This window comes from Actinomadura chokoriensis (genome assembly GCF_041463665.1).
Taxonomy (GTDB): Bacteria; Actinomycetota; Actinomycetes; order Streptosporangiales; family Streptosporangiaceae; genus Spirillospora; species Spirillospora chokoriensis_A.
In genome coordinates, this window is the sequence record NZ_JAXCEJ010000009.1 from 155,237 (window position 1) to 172,928 (window position 17,692).

7 protein-coding genes are annotated in these 17,692 nt (G+C 71.9%); all 7 read left to right on the forward strand.

Going from position 1 to position 17,692, the window contains the following annotated elements; genetic code table 11:
• Window positions 1–22 precede the first annotated feature (22 nt).
• The 7 genes from SM418_RS16940 (at window position 23) to SM418_RS16970 (ending at window position 17,651) form a co-directional block, all read left to right on the forward strand.
• Window positions 23–1,813, forward strand: a complete 1,791-nt coding sequence (locus tag SM418_RS16940; protein ID WP_371941752.1) for an ABC transporter ATP-binding protein — start codon at window positions 23–25, stop codon at window positions 1,811–1,813.
• Entirely contained in the window at window positions 1,810–3,570 is a 1,761-nt protein-coding gene (locus tag SM418_RS16945) for an ABC transporter ATP-binding protein (protein ID WP_371941753.1), read from the forward strand. Before SM418_RS16940 ends, SM418_RS16945 begins: the two co-directional genes overlap by 4 nt.
• A 209-nt stretch (window positions 3,571–3,779) precedes the next feature.
• Window positions 3,780–10,163 (forward strand): MupA/Atu3671 family FMN-dependent luciferase-like monooxygenase, encoded by a 6,384-nt coding sequence (locus tag SM418_RS16950; protein ID WP_371941754.1) that lies wholly within the window; start codon window positions 3,780–3,782, stop codon window positions 10,161–10,163.
• A gap of 46 nt (window positions 10,164–10,209) precedes the next feature.
• Window positions 10,210–13,578 (forward strand): non-ribosomal peptide synthetase, encoded by a 3,369-nt coding sequence (locus tag SM418_RS16955; RefSeq protein WP_371941755.1) that lies wholly within the window; start codon window positions 10,210–10,212, stop codon window positions 13,576–13,578.
• On the forward strand, window positions 13,571–15,502 hold the full coding sequence (locus tag SM418_RS16960) for a CocE/NonD family hydrolase (RefSeq protein ID WP_371941756.1): 1,932 nt from the start codon (window positions 13,571–13,573) through the stop codon (window positions 15,500–15,502). Before SM418_RS16955 ends, SM418_RS16960 begins: the two co-directional genes overlap by 8 nt.
• 28 nt (window positions 15,503–15,530) lie before the next feature.
• Window positions 15,531–16,493, forward strand: a complete 963-nt coding sequence (locus SM418_RS16965) for a 3-oxoacyl-[acyl-carrier-protein] synthase III C-terminal domain-containing protein (RefSeq protein ID WP_371941758.1) — start codon at window positions 15,531–15,533, stop codon at window positions 16,491–16,493.
• A gap of 15 nt (window positions 16,494–16,508) precedes the next feature.
• Complete coding sequence (locus SM418_RS16970; RefSeq protein ID WP_371941760.1) at window positions 16,509–17,651, forward strand: acyl-CoA dehydrogenase family protein; 1,143 nt, start codon at window positions 16,509–16,511, stop codon at window positions 17,649–17,651.
• Window positions 17,652–17,692: the final 41 nt, after the last annotated feature.

Here is a 17,692-nt window from a genome sequence, read left to right on the forward strand (position 1 = left end):
ACGGTCAGGGAGGGCGAGTGAGGTGATCAAGGTCGGCGTCGAGAGATCGCGTTCCGCTCCCGCCTGCCCCGGGACCGCGAAAGACCCCGACGTCCGCAGCGCCGCCCGGTACCTGTGGTGGCTGATCGTCTGCCAGCGCCGTCGCGTGTGCTGGGGCACCGCGCTCGGCACCGCCTGGATGGTCTGCCTGATGCTGCCGCCCTACCTCATCGCAAGGACGGTCGATGAGGGGATCCGCGCGAAGGACATGCCGGCGCTGGTGCTGTGGAGCGGGGCCGTCCTCGCGGTGGGCCTGCTCAACGCGCTGCTCGGAGTCCTCCGGCACCGCACGATGACCCTGGTCCGCGCCGACGCGGCGTTACGCACCGTCCACGTGCTCAGCCGGCGGGCCGTGGAGGTGGGCGGAACGCTGCCGAGGAGGCTGTCGGCGGGCGAGGTGGTCAGCATCGGCGCGGCCGACGCGGCGCAGGTCAGCCAGACGCTGACCATCACCGGTCCGGGCGTCGGCGCCGTGATCGCCTACATCGTGGTGACGGGGTTGCTGCTGTCGATGTCCCCGCTGCTCGCCGCGGTCGTGCTGCTCGGAGTCCCAGCCCTGGTGCTGGTGATCGGCCCGCTGCTGGCGAGGCTGCACGCCGCGCAGACGAGCTACCGGGAGCACCAGGCACGGCTCACGGCGCGTGCCGGCGACATCGTGGCGGGCCTGCGCGTCCTCTCCGGGATCGGGGGGAAGGGCATGTTCGCCGCGCGCTACGACCGGGACTCGCGCACCCTGCTCGCCGAGGGCTACCGGGTGGGCGCCGTCACCAGCTGGATCGACGCCCTGGCGGCGGGGCTCCCCGTGCTGTTCCTCGCCGCGGTCACCTGGCTGGTCGCGCGGATGACGGCGGCGGGCGAGATCACGGTGGGGGACATGATCGCCGTCTACGGTTACACTGCCGTGCTGGTGACGCCCATCTCCTTCTTCATCGAAGGCGGCGGCGACCTCGGACGCGGGCTCGTGGCCGCCGGGCGGGTCGTGGACGTGCTGAGAGTCGAGCCGGACGTCCGGGACGGCGCCGAGGCGGCCTCGTGCCCGCCCGGGCCGCTGGAGATGTCCGATCCCGATTCGGGTCTCGTCGTCCGGGCCGGGGAACTGCTGGCGATCGCCGCGGCCCGTCCCGCGGACGCGCTGGCCATCGCGGCCCGGCTGGCGCGCTACACGGAGTCGGACGCCGCACTGGGGGGAGTGCCGCTCAGGAAGATCTCCGTGAGCGAGGTCCGACGCCGCGTCCTCCTGGTCGATACCGACGCCTATCTCTTCGCGGGTTCGCTGGCCGACTGCCTCACCGCCGAGCACGACCACGACGAGCAGGCCGTCGCCACCGCGATGTGGGTCGCCGCCGCGGCCGACATCGCGTCCGGCCTGCCCGACGGGCTGCGCTCGCACATCCACACGCAGGGCCGCAACCTGTCGGGCGGCCAGCGGCAACGGCTGCGGGTCGCCCGCGCGTTGCTGGCCGATCCCGAGGTGCTCATCCTGGTGGAGCCGACGTCCGCGGTCGACGCGCACACGGAGGCGCTCATCGCCGACCGGCTCCGGTCCGCCCGCGCGGGACGGACGACGGTCGTCGTCAGCACCTCGCCGCTGCTCCTCGGCCGTGCCGACCGCGTCGCCCACGTCACGTCCGGGCGTGTCGCCGCGACCGGCTCCCACACCGACCTCCTCGCCGGCGAGCCTGATTATCGAGAGCTGGTCTTCCGCGGCGACGAGTCCTCCGCGTCGGAGCTCTCGTCGCCTCCGAGGCCGGACGGCCGGGAAGGGGAGGCGTGAGCGGCGAGCCGCGATCCGAACGGCTTCCCATCGCCGGCCCCGCGGCCGTCAGGCGCGCCCTGCTGGACCTCGTGCGGGGCGACGTCCACGTCCTGGCGGCGATGCTGGCGCTGACCGCCGCCGCCGCCCTCGCGGCGGCGGCCATGCCGAGGCTCCTCGGCATGATCGTGGACGATTTCCAGGAGGGGGCCGGCGCCTCCCGGATCGACCTGCTGGCCACCGTGGCGATCGGTTTCGGGATCGCGCACCTGCTGCTGACACGGTTCGCCGGGCTTGCCGGCTCGCGGCTCGGCGAACGCGCCCTCTACCGGCTGCGGGGAGGATTCGTCGCACGGGCCCTGGCGCTGCCGACCCATGTCGTGGAACGCGCGGACGCCGGTGACCTGACGACGCGGAACTCGACCGACATCGCCCTCGTCGGCCAGGCGCTGCGGGAGGCGGCGCCCGACTTCTTCGTCGCGACGATCAGGATCGGCGTGCTGCTCGCCGCCGTCCTCCTGCTGGATCCGCTGCTCGGGCTGTGCGTGCTGTGCGGGCTGCCGCTGCACTGGGTCGTCACCCGCTGGTACCTGCGCCGCGCGCCCGGCGATTACCTCGCCGAGAGAGCGGCGGCCTCGGAGGTCTCCGAGGTGCTGTCCGCCGGTGTCGAGGGCGCCAAGACGATCGAGGCGCTGCGGATGCAGGAGCAGCGGATGGACCTCGTCGCGAGGACGATCGCGGCCAGCCACCGGGCCCGGCGGCGCACGCTGTTCCTGCGGACCGTCCTCTTCGTGGTCGTCGATGTCGGCCACGCGCTCCCCGTGGCGACGACCCTGCTCCTCGGCGGCTACCTCTACTCCGCCGGCGGCATCGGCCTGGGCACGGCGGTCGCGGGCAGCCTGTACGCGTGGCAGCTGGCCGATCCCGTCGACCAGGTGCTCATGCGGGTCGAGCAGGTGCAGAGCAGCCTGGCCTCGCTCGCCCGCATCGAGGGGGTCGGGGAGGCCGCGGTGCCGGAGCCCGCTTCGACGGGGCTGGACGGGGCGCCGGACGGGAAGGGGTTCGTGGCCGCGGGCGTCCACTATGCCTACGACGGCGGGCCCGACGTCCTCGGCGGCGTCGACCTCACCGTGCGGCCGGGCGAATGGCTCGCCATCGTGGGACCGTCCGGCGCCGGCAAGTCGACCCTCGGCAAGCTCCTCGCCGGGCTGGAGGCGCCGACGAAGGGGACGATCACCGTGCAGGGGCGGCAGGTCTCCGCGCTGCCGGCGCATGAGCGCCGCCGGTACGTCCTCATGGTCACGCAGGAGCACCACGTGTTCCTGGGCACCGTCCGTGACAACCTGGCGATGGCGGATCCGGACGCCGGCGACGACGCGATGCTGGCCGCGCTGGCCGCCGTCGACGCCCACTGGATCGGCGACCTGCCGCACGGGCTGGCGACCGAGCTCGGGGCGGGGGCGACGCACCTGGATCCGGGGCAGGCGCAGCAGCTGGCGCTCGCGCGGGTCGTGCTGGCCGACCCGCAGACGGTCGTCCTGGACGAGGCGACCGCCCTGCTCGACCCGGTGACCGCCCGCCGGGCCGAACGGTCGATGGCCGCGGTCCTCCAGGGCAGGACGGTCGTCGCGATCGCGCACCGGCTCCATACCGCGCACGACGCCGACCGGGTGGCGATCATGGAGCGGGGCCGCATCGTGGAGATCGGCGAGCACCACGCGCTCGTCGCCGCCGGCGGCCCGTACGCCGGGCTCTGGCGCTCCTGGCACGGCGCCTGACGGCCTTTCCGGCCGCCCGCCCCCGATAACGGCCCGGTAAAGCGAGAAGCCGAACTCGCGTTTTCGACTTTCACTCGGTGCTCTTGCGCACGCGCCCCTTTGGCTGATCAAGTGGAGTCGTTGATGGCGTCTTCACGGGCACGGTTCGGGATTTTCCTAGGCGACTAGGAGGAACGTCGTTGTCTTCTAGCGTGGCACCGAGGAATTGCATGTTCGATTCCGTATCCGACCTGCTCCGGTGGCGTGCCCAGGAGCAGCCCGATGCAATCGGCTACTCATTCGTCTCCGAAAGCGGGACGGCACGCCTGAGCTATGCCGACCTGGACCGGCGAGCGCGATCCATCGCCGGGATGCTCCGGGAAGAATGCGCACCCGGTGACCGTGTCGTGCTGCTGCTGCCCCCCGGGCTGGACTATGTCGCCGCCCTCTGCGGCTGCCTGTACGCGGCACTGGTGGCCGTTCCGGTGTACCCGCCCGGCGGGGCGGGGGCGGCGCAGAGCCTGGCCAGGCTGGAGGCCGTGATCCACGACGCCGCTCCCACCGCCGCGGTGACCTCGGCGGACTCGCGCGACGCCGTCGTCGGTCTCGTCCGGCGGCAGGCACGGCCGGGGGGCCTCCACGTGGTGTGCGCGGACCTGGCGGAGGACGGCGCGGCGGACTGGGAGCCAAAGGGCGCCGCATCGTCGGATCTGGCCTTCCTGCAGTACACCTCGGGGTCCACCGCCACGCCCAAGGGCGTCATGGTCACCCACGGAAACCTGCTGCACAATGGAGCCGACATCGAAGCGGCCTTCGGTTTCAGCCCGTCGAGCACGATGGTGAGCTGGCTTCCGCCCTACCATGACATGGGCCTTATCGGGTGCGTTCTCCAGCCGCTTTATTCGGGCTTCCCGACCGTGCTGATGGCGCCTGCGTATTTTGTGCGGCGGCCCGTGCGCTGGCTTGAGGCGATCGCCGCGCACCGCGCCACCGTGAGCGGCGGCCCGAATTTCGCCTACGAACTGTGCGTCCGCAAGATCGCCCCGGCCGATATCGACGGCCTGGATCTCGGCGGGTGGAGGCTCGCCTTCAACGGGGCCGAACCCGTTCGGGCCGATGTCATGGACCGGTTCGCGGAACTGCTCGAACCCACCGGCTTCTCGCGTACGGCCTTCTACCCCTGCTACGGGCTCGCCGAGGCCACGCTCTTCGTCACCGGGGGCGACCGCGACCGGCCACCCGTCGTCAGGAGCCGTGACGCCGTCTCGGGAGAGCCGGCGGCGGGCGGCAGGGAAGGTCTGCCGCCGCTGGTCGGCTGCGGCCGGCCTTCGTCCGCGCAACGGCTCCTGATCGTCGACCCCGATACGCGGACTCAATGTCCGGACGGAACGGTGGGCGAGATCTGGGTCGCCGGCCCGAGCGTCACGAAGGGGTATTGGGGGAAGCCTCAGGAAACGGCCGAATGCTTCGATGCCCGTCTCACGGACGCCGAGGCCGGGCCGTTCCTGCGTACGGGAGACCTCGGCTTCCTGGAGGCCGGGGAGCTCTTCGTGTCCGGACGGCTGAAGGACCTGATCGTCCAGCACGGGATCAACCACTATCCGCAGGACATCGAGTACACGGCCGTCAAGGCGCATCCGGCACTGCGTCCCAACGGGTGCGCGGCGTTCGGGATCACCGTCGACGGTGCGGAGCGGCTCGTCGTCGTCCACGAGGTGGCCCGGCGCGGCGACGGCGGCCACCCCGACAAGGCCGTCCACTCCGACAAGGCCGTCCACGCCGACATCGCGGCGGCCATCCGCCGTGCCGTGGCGCAAGAGCATCTGCTGATGCCGCACGACGTCGTCCTGCTCCCGCCGGGCGGGCTGCCGCGCACCTCCAGCGGCAAGGTCCGCAGGCACGCGGCGCGTGGGAACTACCTGCGGGACCTCGCGCAGGCGCGTGCCGCCGTCCCGCGCGAGAAGACGCGGGAATCCGCCGATCCGCCGGCACCCCGCCGCACCGCCGAGGACGTGGCCGAGCTGCTGTGCCGCGAGGTCGCCGCCAGGGTGGGCGGATCGGCAGGCGACGTCGACCGGTCGTTGACGTGTCCCGCCCTCGGGCTCGACTCGGTGGTGATGGTCGAACTCCAGCACCTGCTGGAGGCCACGCTCGGCATCGAGTTCCCCCTGTCCGGCCTCTACGACCTTCCTGTGGCCGAGGTGGCGGAACGCGCGGCTCGCGCGCCGCGGGTCACCGAACCCGCCGGCGCGCCGATGCCGGACGAATTGCCCCTGAGCCGGGGGCAGCGGGGTCTGTGGTTCCAGGAGAAGCTGACCGACTGCGGCGCCGCATACGTCCTGTCCGGCGCGGTCGGGCTTCCGGACGGAGCCGACCCGGCGGCGCTGGAGCGCGCCGTCCGCGCCGTCGTGGACCGGCATCCGCTGTTGCGCTCGACCTTCGTCGACAGGGACGGTGAGCCGGTCCAGCGCGTCGAGCCGCGATCGGGGCCCGTCCTCGAACACCGGACGCACCCGGGCGAGGCGCCCGGCCTGCTGGAGCAGGAGCTGTCAGCGGTCGCGCAGCAGCCCATGGACGTCGGCCGAGGTCCGCTCTTCCGGACGCTGCTGTGGTCCGGCGCGGGGCTCCGTCCCGTGCTGCTCGTCGTGGCCCACCATCTCGTCGCCGATCTGTGGTCCCTGTCGCTGGTCATGAAGGAGATCGCAGAGTTCTACGGCAGGGAGGTCTCCGGCCGGCCACTACCGGCGCACGGGCCGGACCGCCATGCCGAATTCGTCGCCGCGCAAGCGAGCTACCTCGACAGCCCGCAGGGCCGAGCCGACGAGGAGTTCTGGAAGCGGCGCCTCACCGGGACGCTGCCGGTCCTCGACCTGCCGTGCGACCGGCCGCGTCCGTCCCTGCAGACCTTCCGTGGGGACGGCCGCCGGTTCACGGTCGGCCCGGCGGCGACGGCCCGGTTGAGAGCGCTGGCGAAGGATTCCGGGGCGACCCTGTACACGCTCCTCGCGTGCGCGTACCAGGTTCTCCTCCACCGGTACACCGGGCAGACGGACATCCTGGTCGGCTCCCCGACGTCCGGCAGGGAGCGGTCGGTCTTCGCCGACACGGTCGGCTACCTGGTGAACCCGGTGGTCCTGCGCGGCGACCTGGGGGGCGATCCGACGTTCCGGGAGCTGCTGGAGCGCTTCCGAGGGGTCGTGGCGGATGCCATGACCCATCGGAACCATCCCTTCGCGGCGCTGGTCGAGTCGCTGCGGGGGAACCGCGACCTCGCCCGCCCGCCGGTCTTCCAGACGATGTTCGTCCACAACCGGGCATGGGCGGACGCGCCGTCCGCGTTGGGCATGCTCGCGGCGGGCCTGGACGGCGGGCGGTTCGAGCTCGGCGGGCTGCCGTTCGAGCCGGTTCCGCTGCCCACCCGGAGCACCCAGTTCGATCTCACCCTTGCGATGGCCGAGACCGGTGACTCCCTGGCGGGCGTCTTCCAGTACAACAGCGAGCTCTTCGAGGAGGCCACCGTCGCCGGCCTCGCGGAGGCGTTCACAGTGCTGCTCGACGGGCTGGGCCGGGATCCCGGCCTCCCGATCGGACGGCTGCCGCTGCTGAGCGGGCCGACGCGCCGCAGAGTGCTGGACGCGGCGACCGGCGCCGTCTGCGAGCTGCCCGGACATTGCGTGCATCAGGCCGTCACCGCCCGTGCGGTGCGGCAGCCGGACGCCGTGGCGATCGTCTGCGGCGCGGCCCGGGTCACCTACCGGGAACTGGACGCGCACGCCGATCGGGTGGCCGCCCGGCTCGCGGCGGCCGGCGCGGGTCCGGGCACGCGGGTCGGGCTGTGCGCGGACCGGTCGCCCGCCCTGCTCGCGGGGCTCCTCGGCATTCTCAAGTCGGGCGCGGCCTACGTGCCGCTGGACCCGCGGCATCCCCGGGAGCGGTCGGCCGCCATCGTCGCCGATGCTCGGATCAGCGTCATGGCGACCCGGGGCGGTCTCGCCGACGGTCTCGCTCCAGCCGGCATGCCGGTGATCGACCTGGACGCGGCCGCCGCGGACGACCCGGCGCCGGACGGGCGGCGGACGCGGTGCGCGGTCGATCCCGGGCAGGCCGCCTACGTCCTCTACACGTCGGGTTCGACCGGGGCCCCGAAAGGCGTCGTGGTCAGCCACCGCAACGTGATCAATTTCTTCACCGGGATGGACCGGCGGGTCGGCTGCGGACCGTCCGACACGATGCTCGCCGTGACAGGCGTCGGCTTCGACATCTCCGTGCTGGAGCTGCTGTGGACGCTGGCCCGGGGCGCGCGCGTCGTCCTGCTGGACGAGCCGGCCCTGACCCCGCGCGGGTCAACGCCCCGGGCCGCCGCGAGACGCTCACCGCTCGACTACAGCCTGTTCTTCTTCGCCAGTTCGAGCGCCATGGAAGCCGGGGACAGGTACCGGCTCGTCGTCGAGGGCGCGAGATTCGCCGACCGGCACGGGTTCTCAGCGGTCTGGACGCCGGAACGCCATTTTCACGAGTTCGGCGGACTGTTCCCGAATCCGTCGGTGCTGAGCGCCGCCCTCGCGACGGCCACCGAGAACGTGGCGATAAGGGCCGGGAGCGTCGTGCTGCCGTTGCATTCCCCGATCCGCGTCGCCGAGGAGTGGGCCCTGGTCGACAACCTGTCCGGCGGCCGGGCGGGCGTCGCTTTCGCCTCCGGCTGGCACGCCGACGACTTCGTGTTCTTTCCGGAACGGTTCGCCGACCGCAAGGAGCAGATGTTCCGCGACATCGAGACGGTCCGCACCCTGTGGAGGGGCGGCGGCGTCCCGGGCGTCGGCGGGGCCGGGAACCCGGTGGAGGTACGGATCCACCCCGCCCCCGTGCAACCGGAACTGCCGACGTGGATCACCGCGGCGGGTTCGCCCGCCACGTTCGCCAGGGCGGGCGCGATCGGCGCGAACCTGCTCACCCACCTGCTCGGACAGACCGTGGACGGCGTGGCGGCGAACGTTCGCCGCTACCGGGAAGCACGGGCCGGGCACGGGCACGATCCGGACTCCGGCGTCGTCACCCTCATGCTCCACACGTTCGTCGGCGCCACCACGGATTCCGTCAAGGCGCAGGTGAGGCGGCCCTTCATCGAGTACCTGCGATCCTCGGTGGGCCTCATCGACACGCTGGTGAAGGGGCTCGGCCTGGATCTGGATCTCAGCGCGCTCAGCGAGACCGACATGGCGGATCTGCTCGACTTCGCCTTCGAGCGCTACTTCGAGACCAGCGGCTTGTTCGGTACGCCCGACTCGCTCCAGCCGCTGGTGGAGGCACTGGGGGACGCGGGCGTCACCGAAGTCGCGTGCCTCATCGACTTCGGGCTGCCCGAGGACGTCGTGCTCGCACACCTCCCGGATCTCCAGGCCCTGCGGAGCCGCGCAGCGGCCACCGCCCCGCCCGGCCCCGACCCGACGGTGGCGGCGACGATCGAGGAGCATCGTCCGACCCTGCTCCAGTCGACGCCTTCGCTGATGCGGATGCTCGCCCTGCAGCCCGGGGTCATGTGGGGGCTGAGGTCGCTGCGGGCCTTGCTGCTGGGCGGGGAGACCTTGCCGCCCGTGCTCGCGCGGACCCTCCGTGAGGCGCTCCCGGCGACGCTGCTCAACATGTACGGGCCGACGGAGACCACCGTCTGGTCCGCGACCCACGAGGTCCAGGGGGACGAAGCGAAGGTTCCGCTCGGCACCGCGATCGCCAACACCCGCATCCATGTCGTGGACCGGCGGCTGGAGCCGGTCCCGCCGGGAGCGGAGGGCGAACTGGTCATCGGCGGCGCGGGCGTCGCCCGCGGCTACTGGGGGCTCCCCGGCCTGACGGCCGAGCGGTTCGTGCCGGACCCGTTCGCCGCGGCGCCGGGAGAGCGGCTGTACCGGACCGGCGACCTCGGCAGGCTGCGTGCCGACGGCAGCATCGAGTTCCTCGGGCGGGCGGACCGGCAACTGAAGATCCGGGGGACGCGCATCGAGCCCGCGGAGATCGAGGCGGCGCTCACCTCGCGGCCCGAGGTACGCGAAGCGGTGGTCGTCGCCCGGGACGACGCCGGCGGCGACCCGCGGCTGGTCGCCTACGTGGTGCCGGCGGAGGAGACCGCCGCGCCGGACCCGCAGGAGGTGCGGCGTCGCCTGGGGGCCCTGCTCCCTGCGACCATGGTCCCCTCCTTCGTCGTGGTCCTGCCCCGGCTGCCGCTGACGGCGAACGGGAAGCTCGACGTGGCGGCCCTTCCCCGCCCCGGATCGACCGGCTCAGGCGGGGCGGCGCCGCCGACGAGCGATCTCGAGCGCCGGATCGCCGAGGTGTGGAGCGAGGTGCTCGGTGTCGACTCGGTGGGGTTGTACGACAACTTCTTCGATCTCGGCGGGCACTCGCTGCTCATGGTGCGGGTCCACGCGCGGCTGCTGCCGATGGCGGGGCGGGACCTTCCACTGATCAAGCTGCTGGAGCATCCGACCGTCAGCGCGCTCGCGGCCTATCTCGGCGCGGACGCGGCGGCGCCGCACTCGTTCGACGCCAGCGGCGCACGGGCCCGCAGGCGGCGGGAGAGCCGCCGCGCCCGCCGGGCGCCCGGCCGGGGGAGCCGTTGACGACCGCCCGGCCCGCCCGGGCCGCGACCTTCCGAGGTGATCGCAGATGACCCCTTCGCCCGCCCCCCGCACCGGCATGTCGGCGCGGCGGCGCGCCCTGTTCCGGGAGCTCCTGGCGCGCGACGGGCTCTCCACCGGCTCGGCGGGACGGATCGACGCGCACGGCGAGCGCGGCCCCGTGCCGCTGTCCCACTTCCAGCGCCAGCTCTGGGCATTCGAACAGGCGTTTCCCGGCACCGCGGCCTACGTGATCCCGATCCTGGTCCGCGTCACCGGCAACCTCGACCGTGGTGCGCTCGCGCGGGCCCTGGACTCCGTCCTGGCACGGCACTCGACCCTCCGGTCGCACATCGTCCCCGGCGCGGACGAGCCCGCCATGAGGATCTCGCCCCATGCACCCAGGCCGCTACCGGTGCACGAACCCGAGGAGGTGGACGCGGCGGAGCGGGAGAGGGCGGGCGAGGAGCGGGTCCGGCGCGACGCGGCCCGTCCGTTCGATCTGACCTCCGGCCCGCTCGTCCGGTACGAGTTGATCAGGGTGACCGAGACGGAGCATCTGTTCTGGCTCGCCATGCACCACATCGTCGGCGACGCGTGGTCCGCCGACGTGCTGCTGCGTGAGATCGCGGAGAGCTATCAGGCCGCGCTCCAGGGCCGCCCGCCGGAGGCGGAGCCGCTGTCGATCCAGTACGGCGACTTCGCCCGCTGGCAGCGGGAGGCGGTCGCCGGTGAGCGCTTCGCCGGTCACGCCGAGTTCTGGAAGGACCGGCTCGCCGATCCGCCGGCCGTCCTCGAACTCGCCACCGACCGGCCGAGACCGGCCAGGCCGGGTTTCCGCGGGGGCATCGTCGGGTTCGAGGTCCCCGGCGGCGTCCTGCGGAGCGTGCGGCGGCTGTGCCGGGAGGAGGCGGCCACCCCCTACATGATGGCGCTCGCAGTGTTCAACGTGCTGTTGCACCGCTACACCGGGCGCGAGGACATCGTCGTCGGTTCGACGATGGCGAACCGAAGCCATGCGCAGACCACGCCGCTGGTGGGCTTCTTCGTGAACATCTTGCCCGTCCGGACAAGGGTTCCGGCGGCCAGGACGTTCCGCGAACTGCTGCGGTGCGTGCGAGCGGAGGTGACCGAGGTGCTGGCGCATCAGGACCTGCCGCTCGAAAGGCTCGTCGCGGAGCTCAATCCCCCGAGGACGCCCACCGGCTCGCCGTTCTTCGACATCGTCTTCGCCTACCGGTCGGCCGCGCGGCGCCTTTCGATGCCCGGACTCGACGTGGTCCCGCTCCCGGTGCACAACGGAACCGCGAAACGCACCCTCACCCTGCAGATGGTGGAGGGCGAACAGCAGGCGGAAGGGCTGTTCGAGTACGACCGTGATCTCTTCGACGCGGCGACGGTGAGCCGCATGGCGGGACATTACGGGTGCCTGCTGGAATCCGCCGCGGCGGATCCCGACACCCCGGTGTCGGAACTGCGGTTGCTGACCCGCGAGGAGGAGCGCTCGCTGCACGCCCGCAATCGCACCGCGATGGAGATCGCGCCGGAACTGCGGTGCGTGCACAAGGTGTTCGAGGCGCAGGCGGCGCGTACACCGGAGGCGCCGGCGGTCCGCTGCGACGGGGAGACCCTCTCGTACGCGGAACTGGACCGGCGCGCCGGCCAGCTCGCGAGCCTGCTCGCCGAGTCGGGCGTCACCGCCGAAGTCACCGTCGGAGCCTGCTTCGCGAACTCGCCGCAGATGGTCGTGGCCGTCCTCGGCATTCTCAAGGCGGGCGGCGCCTACGTCCCCGTCGACCCCGCGGACCCCGAGAAGCGGCGGCGCGCCGTCCTGGCGGACGCGGGCGCCACCGTCGTCGTGCAGGGACCGGGGGTGAACTGGGCGGGCGACGACCTGTGCCGCGTCGAGCTCGATCCTTCGTTCTCCGTGCTCGGCGACCGGCCGTCCGCGCCCCGGCTCGCGGGCCCCGCCCCGGAGAACATGGCCTACCTGCTGTACACGTCCGGTTCGACCGGCGTTCCGAAGGGGGTGGCCGTCGAGCACCGGCAGCTCGCGAACTACACATTCGCGATCATGCGCAGGCTCTCGATCGAGGAACCGCTGCGCTATGCGATGCAGCAGCCCCTCACCGTGGACTCCGCGGTCACCATGCTCTTCCCGCCGCTGTGCACCGGTGGCGAGCTGCACCTGATCCCGCGCGAGCGGACGCTCGACGCGGGCTGGATCGCCGAGTACAACCGGTCGAACGCCATCGACTGCCTCAAGATCGCGCCCTCCCATCTGCGGGCCCTGCAGAGAGCACCGGGCTTTCCCGGGGTGCTGCCCCGCCGGCACCTGATCGTCGGCGGTGAGGCGTCCGAGTCCGGCTGGATGGCCGACCTCCGGCAGCGCGCGGGAAAGTGCGCGGTCTACAACCACTACGGCCCCACCGAGACGACGGTGGGCGTCGCCGTGCTGACGGCGGACGACGCCCTCGGACAGGGCTCGGGCGCGGTTCCCATCGGACCGCCCATCGCCAACACCAGGCTCTATGTCGTGGACCGGACCTGGCAGCCGGTGCCCGCCGGAGTGCCTGGCGAACTCTGCGTCGGCGGCGCCAATGTGGTCCGCGGCTACCACCGCCGGGCGGCACTCACCGCCGGGGCGTTCGTACCGGATCCTTTCGGCGAGCCGGGCGGCCGGCTCTATCGCACCGGCGACATGGTCCGGCAGCGGCCGGACGGTTCCCTCGAATTCCTCGGCAGGCGGGACGACCAGGTCAAGATCCGCGGATTCCGGGTCGAGCTGCCTGAGATCGACAAGGTGCTGGTGGACCATCCGGGCGTGCGGGACGGGCTGGTGACCGTCCGAACGGACGCGACAGGCGAACGGCGGGTCATCGCCTACGCGGTCGCCCGGGACGCCCGCGATTTCGACGCCGACCAGATCATGGACTTCCTGCGGAGCCGTCTGCCCTCCTACATGGTGCCCGCCGCTCTCGTGCGGCTCGACGCGCTCCCGCTCTCCCGGCACGGGAAGCTCGATCGCGGTGCGCTGCCCGCCCCGCCAGAACCCGATCAGACGGCCGGTCCGCCCGGCAGGGCGAACCCGGCCGGGAGCCTGGTGGATCTCATCGGCTCGGTGTGGCGGCGGCTGCTCGGCGTCGGGGAGATCGACGTGGGGCGGAACTTCTTCGACGCCGGAGGCCACTCGCTCCTGGCCCTCCGCCTGCACGAGGAACTGCAGAGCATGCTCGGGATGGAGTTCGACCCGATCGAACTGTTCCAGCACACGACCGTCCAGGCGCAGGCCGACTTCCTGGCCGGGCAACCGGGCGGAACGGACTTCGAACGCGCGAAGGATCGCGGCAGGGGCCAGAGCGAGGTGCTCAGGCGCAGGCAGCGAGCGCACAGACGGGGCGGAGGCGGCCTTGACTGAGCGGGACACCGTGCCGGACCGGCCGGCCGGGCAAGGCGGGGACGTCGTCGAACTCCTCCTGCGGCTGCGCTCGCTCAACGTGCGGACATGGACGGCGGACGGAGCGGTGCACTACGACGCACCGCCCGGCGTGCTCGACAGCGCCCTCCGGCGGCGCATAGCCGACCGCGAGCAGGCGATCGTCGAGTACCTCGGAAACAGCGACGACCACGAGCACACGACCGTCTACATCCCGATGCGCGACGGCGCCCGGCTGGCCGCGGACATCATGCGGCCGCGGCGCGACGGCGCGGTGGTCACCGATCCGCTGCCCGTGCTGTGGTGCCACGACCGCTACCGCCGCTCACAGTTCGAGGACGGCGTGACCCGGACCAAGCTCGACACGCGCCCGTGGCTGAGGGCGGTCCTGAGAAGCGGCTACGTCATCGTTGCGGTGGACGCCCGGGGCACCGGGGCGTCGAGCGGCACCCGGTCGGAGGAGTTCGGCGAGACCGAGGCGTCGGACGGGTACGAGGTCACCGAATGGCTGGCCGGACGGCCCTGGTGCGACGGCGCGGTCGGCATGTTCGGCGACTCCTACCTCGCGGTCGCGCAGCTGCTCACGGCGGCGAAGGCGCCGCCGCATCTCGGCGCGATCTTTCCGCAGATGCCGCTCTTCGACCTCTACTCCTTCCTCTACCCCGGCGGGGTCTTCCGGGACGGTTTCGTCCGCCACTGGGCGGACAGGGTGCGGCGGCTGGACGTGGAGGCCGGGGTGACGGCGGTGACCGGTCACGGCGACGCGTCGCGCCGGGCGGTCGCCGAGCACCGGGGGAACTACGACGTCCTCGCCCGTGCCGAGCTCCACCCGTACCGGGACAGCCGCCGACCGGACGGCACGGCCGCGTACCGCCGGAGCCCGGCCGGCGCGGTCGCCGAGATCAACGCCTCGGGGATACCCGTGTGCCTGCTGTCCGGGTGGTTCGACATCTGGGTTCGCGATGCCGTGCTCTGGTTCGAGAACCTGACGGTCCCGAAGAAGCTCACGATCGGGCCCTTCGCGCACACCGGCAGGGACGAGGTCGATCTCGCCGCCGAGCATCTGCGCTGGTTCGACCATTGGCTGAAGGGCGTCGACACCGGGGTCATGACCGAGCCGCCGCTGCGGTACCGGGTGATGGGGGCCGACCCGGGCCGCGCATGGCGTACGGCCGAGCGATGGCCGGTCGAAGGCGAACCGACGAAGTACTACTTCCGCCGGGGACCGAGCGGAAGCATCGAGTCGGTGAACGACGGACTGCTCTGCCCGGAGCCGCCCGGGCCCGCCGCGGGGGCGGACGAGTACGTCGCGGATTACTCCACGACGTCGGGGGATGCCACCCGCTGGGCCGACGGATACGGCGGACCGTACGGATACCGGCCGCTCACGGAGAACGACGCGAAGGCTCTGACGTACACGACAGAAGTCCTTTCTCAGCCGGTCGAGGTGATCGGTCATCCGATCGCTCATGTCTTCGTCGAGTCCACCTATCCGGACGGGGACTTCTTCGTCTATCTGGAGGAGGTCGACGAGGCGGGTGCGTCCCATTACGTGACGGAAGGAGTGCTCCGCGCCTCCCACCGCAGGCTGGGTCTGGCCCCGTACTCGAACTTCGGCCTTCCGTATCACCCGTCCGCCGAGGCGGCCGTGGAGGATCTGCCGTCGCTGCCGGTGGAGCTGGTGATCGACCTGCATCCGACCGCGTTCCGTCTCACCCCGGGAAAGAGACTGCGCGTGGCGATCACCTGCCGGGACCGGGGCAACGCCGACTCTCCGGTCCATTCGCCGCCGCCGACCGTCCGGATATACGGGCAGCGGGGCTGTGCCTCCTATCTGGAGTTGCCGGTCGTGCCAGGCGAAGGATCAGCTCGGTCTGCCGTTCAACCGGCCAGAAATGACGGTTGAACACGGGTTCCCGGAGGGACGGGATTGGATGGATGACGCGCGGTTCCGGCCCGGAGAGCTCCGTCTCGCCCGCATTCAGGTGGCGGCGGGGAAGCCGACCCCGATCTCGGACCTGCCGGAGCTTGAGGCCGACGCGGTGGCGCAGCTGCGGGCCGGGGGGCTGCGTCGCGTGCGGGTCTTCGACGCCCCTTCCTGGCGGTTCGCGGCCGACTGCCTCGCGGCTACGGCGCGCGGGGGCCTCGCCGGCCCCGCCGGGGTGGTGTACGCGACGGAAGGAGGAAGCGGCACGGGCGACGCGGCCCGCGATGTGGCACGGTCCTTGGAGGCCGCCGGACTCGGCGGCCTGCCGCTGTTCGGCGCCGGTCTCAACCTGTGCGCCAATCTCGGGGCGGTGCTCACCGTGAGCGGTTCGCTGGTCCTCGCCGGGTTCGCCGCGTCCTGCCTGGCCGTCACGGTCGACGGTGCGTCCGCGGGCGAGCGTCTGATCAGCGGGGACATGGGGATCTTCAGCGACGCCGCGGCGAGCGCGCTGGTGACGCGCGGACCGCAGGACGGGCCGGCGTTCCGGATCCTGGGCATCGAGCACGCGACGAGCGCCCGGCTCACCCTCGTGTCGGTGATCCAGCAGGATCCGCTGAGTGCCAGCGCCTTCATCAAGGGCGTCGAGGCCGCGAGCGACCGCCTCGCCGAGGCGACGGGAGCCGACCCGGACGACTACGCGTTCGTCATCGCCAACAGCTATGTCAGCCCGGCGGTGGAGGCGATGCTCACCGTTCTCGGCATTCCGATGAGCCGGGCGTACCGCGGAACCGCCCGCGAATACGCCCACTGTTTCGCGGCCGACGGCCTGGTCTCTCTCGACCGCCTGGAACGCACCGGCCTGCTGGCCGACGGCGACAAGGTGCTGTTGCTGAGCACATCGACCAGCACCTGGTTTCTCATCGCGCTTGAGTATGAGGCCGGAAACGCCGCGGCCGCACGACTCCAATAGGATCGGACGGATCTGATGCTTGGCATTTTGAATGTGGAACAGACGGACCGGTGGGGCCGGTTCAAGGAATTCGCCGAGCAGCGGATCGAACCTCATGCCGCCGACGCGGACCGGACCCAGACGCTCGCTCCCGAGGTGCTGAAGGGATTGGCGGCCGCCGGATATATCGGCTCGTCCGTGCCACGGCGATGGGGCGGCGGTGGCATGGATGCGGTCTGCTACGGGCTGCTTTCCCATGAAATCGGCCGGGTCTGTCAGTCGACGCGGAACCTGGTCGCGGTCGAAGACATGGTCTGCCATGCCGTCGTGCGCGCGGGGAGCGAGCGGCAGCGCGATCGCTGGCTCGGACCCGTCTTCTCCGGCGAGGCCGTCGCCGCCTTCGCCATTACCGAACCCGAGGTCGGCAGCGACGCGGCCGCGGTGGAGACGACGGCGACCTCCGCCGCCGGCGGCTTCGTTCTCTCCGGTCACAAGAAATGGATCAGCTTCGGGCAGATCGCGGACGTCTTCCTCGTCCTCACCCGGTGCGAGGGCGCCTTGACCGCCTTTCTGGTGGAGCGGGACGCGCCGGGCCTCGCCGTGCGGCCGATCAGGGACCTGCTCGGCCTGCGCGGCTCCATGCTCGCCGAACTCGTCTTCGACGACGTGCACGTGACCGCGGACGACATGGTGGGGCCGCCTGGCGCCGGGCTGGCCTTCGTCGGCTCGCCGGCCCTCGGCCTCGGCCGCTACAGCACGGCATGGGGGGCGGTCGGGCTGGCCCAGTCGTGTCTGGAGGCTTCGGTCGGCCATGCGGCGCGGCGGCGGCAGCACGGCGCCCCGATCGCGGAGCACCAGCTGGTGCGGCGAATGCTCGCCGACATGGTCACGGATGTCAGTGCCGCGAGGCTGCTGTGCCACCAGGCCGGAGTGTCCGTGGAGAAAGGAGATTCCGGCGACCTCTATCGGACTTTGATGGCGAAGTATCGGTCGTCCACGGTGGCGCGACGTGCCGCCGAGGACGCGGTGCAGATCCACGGCGCCCTCGGAGTCAGCGGGGAGAGCCCGATTGAACGGCACTACCGGGATGCCAAGATTCTGGAGATAATCGAAGGGACGACGCAAATTCATCAGTCGATTATCGGAGAGTGCGTCGGCACGTTGTACCAGGTGCCCTGAGGATGGCAGGCGCTGATGCGCGGAGAAACGACACGAGGTGG

Coding starts and splice junctions, on each gene's coding strand:
- SM418_RS16950 (WP_371941754.1), top strand. CDS start 3,780: ATGTTCGATTCCGTATCCGACCTGCTCCGGTGGCGTGCCCAGGAGCAG.
- SM418_RS16955 (WP_371941755.1), top strand. CDS start 10,210: ATGACCCCTTCGCCCGCCCCCCGCACCGGCATGTCGGCGCGGCGGCGC.
- SM418_RS16965 (WP_371941758.1), top strand. CDS start 15,531: ATGGATGACGCGCGGTTCCGGCCCGGAGAGCTCCGTCTCGCCCGCATT.
- SM418_RS16970 (WP_371941760.1), top strand. CDS start 16,509: ATGCTTGGCATTTTGAATGTGGAACAGACGGACCGGTGGGGCCGGTTC.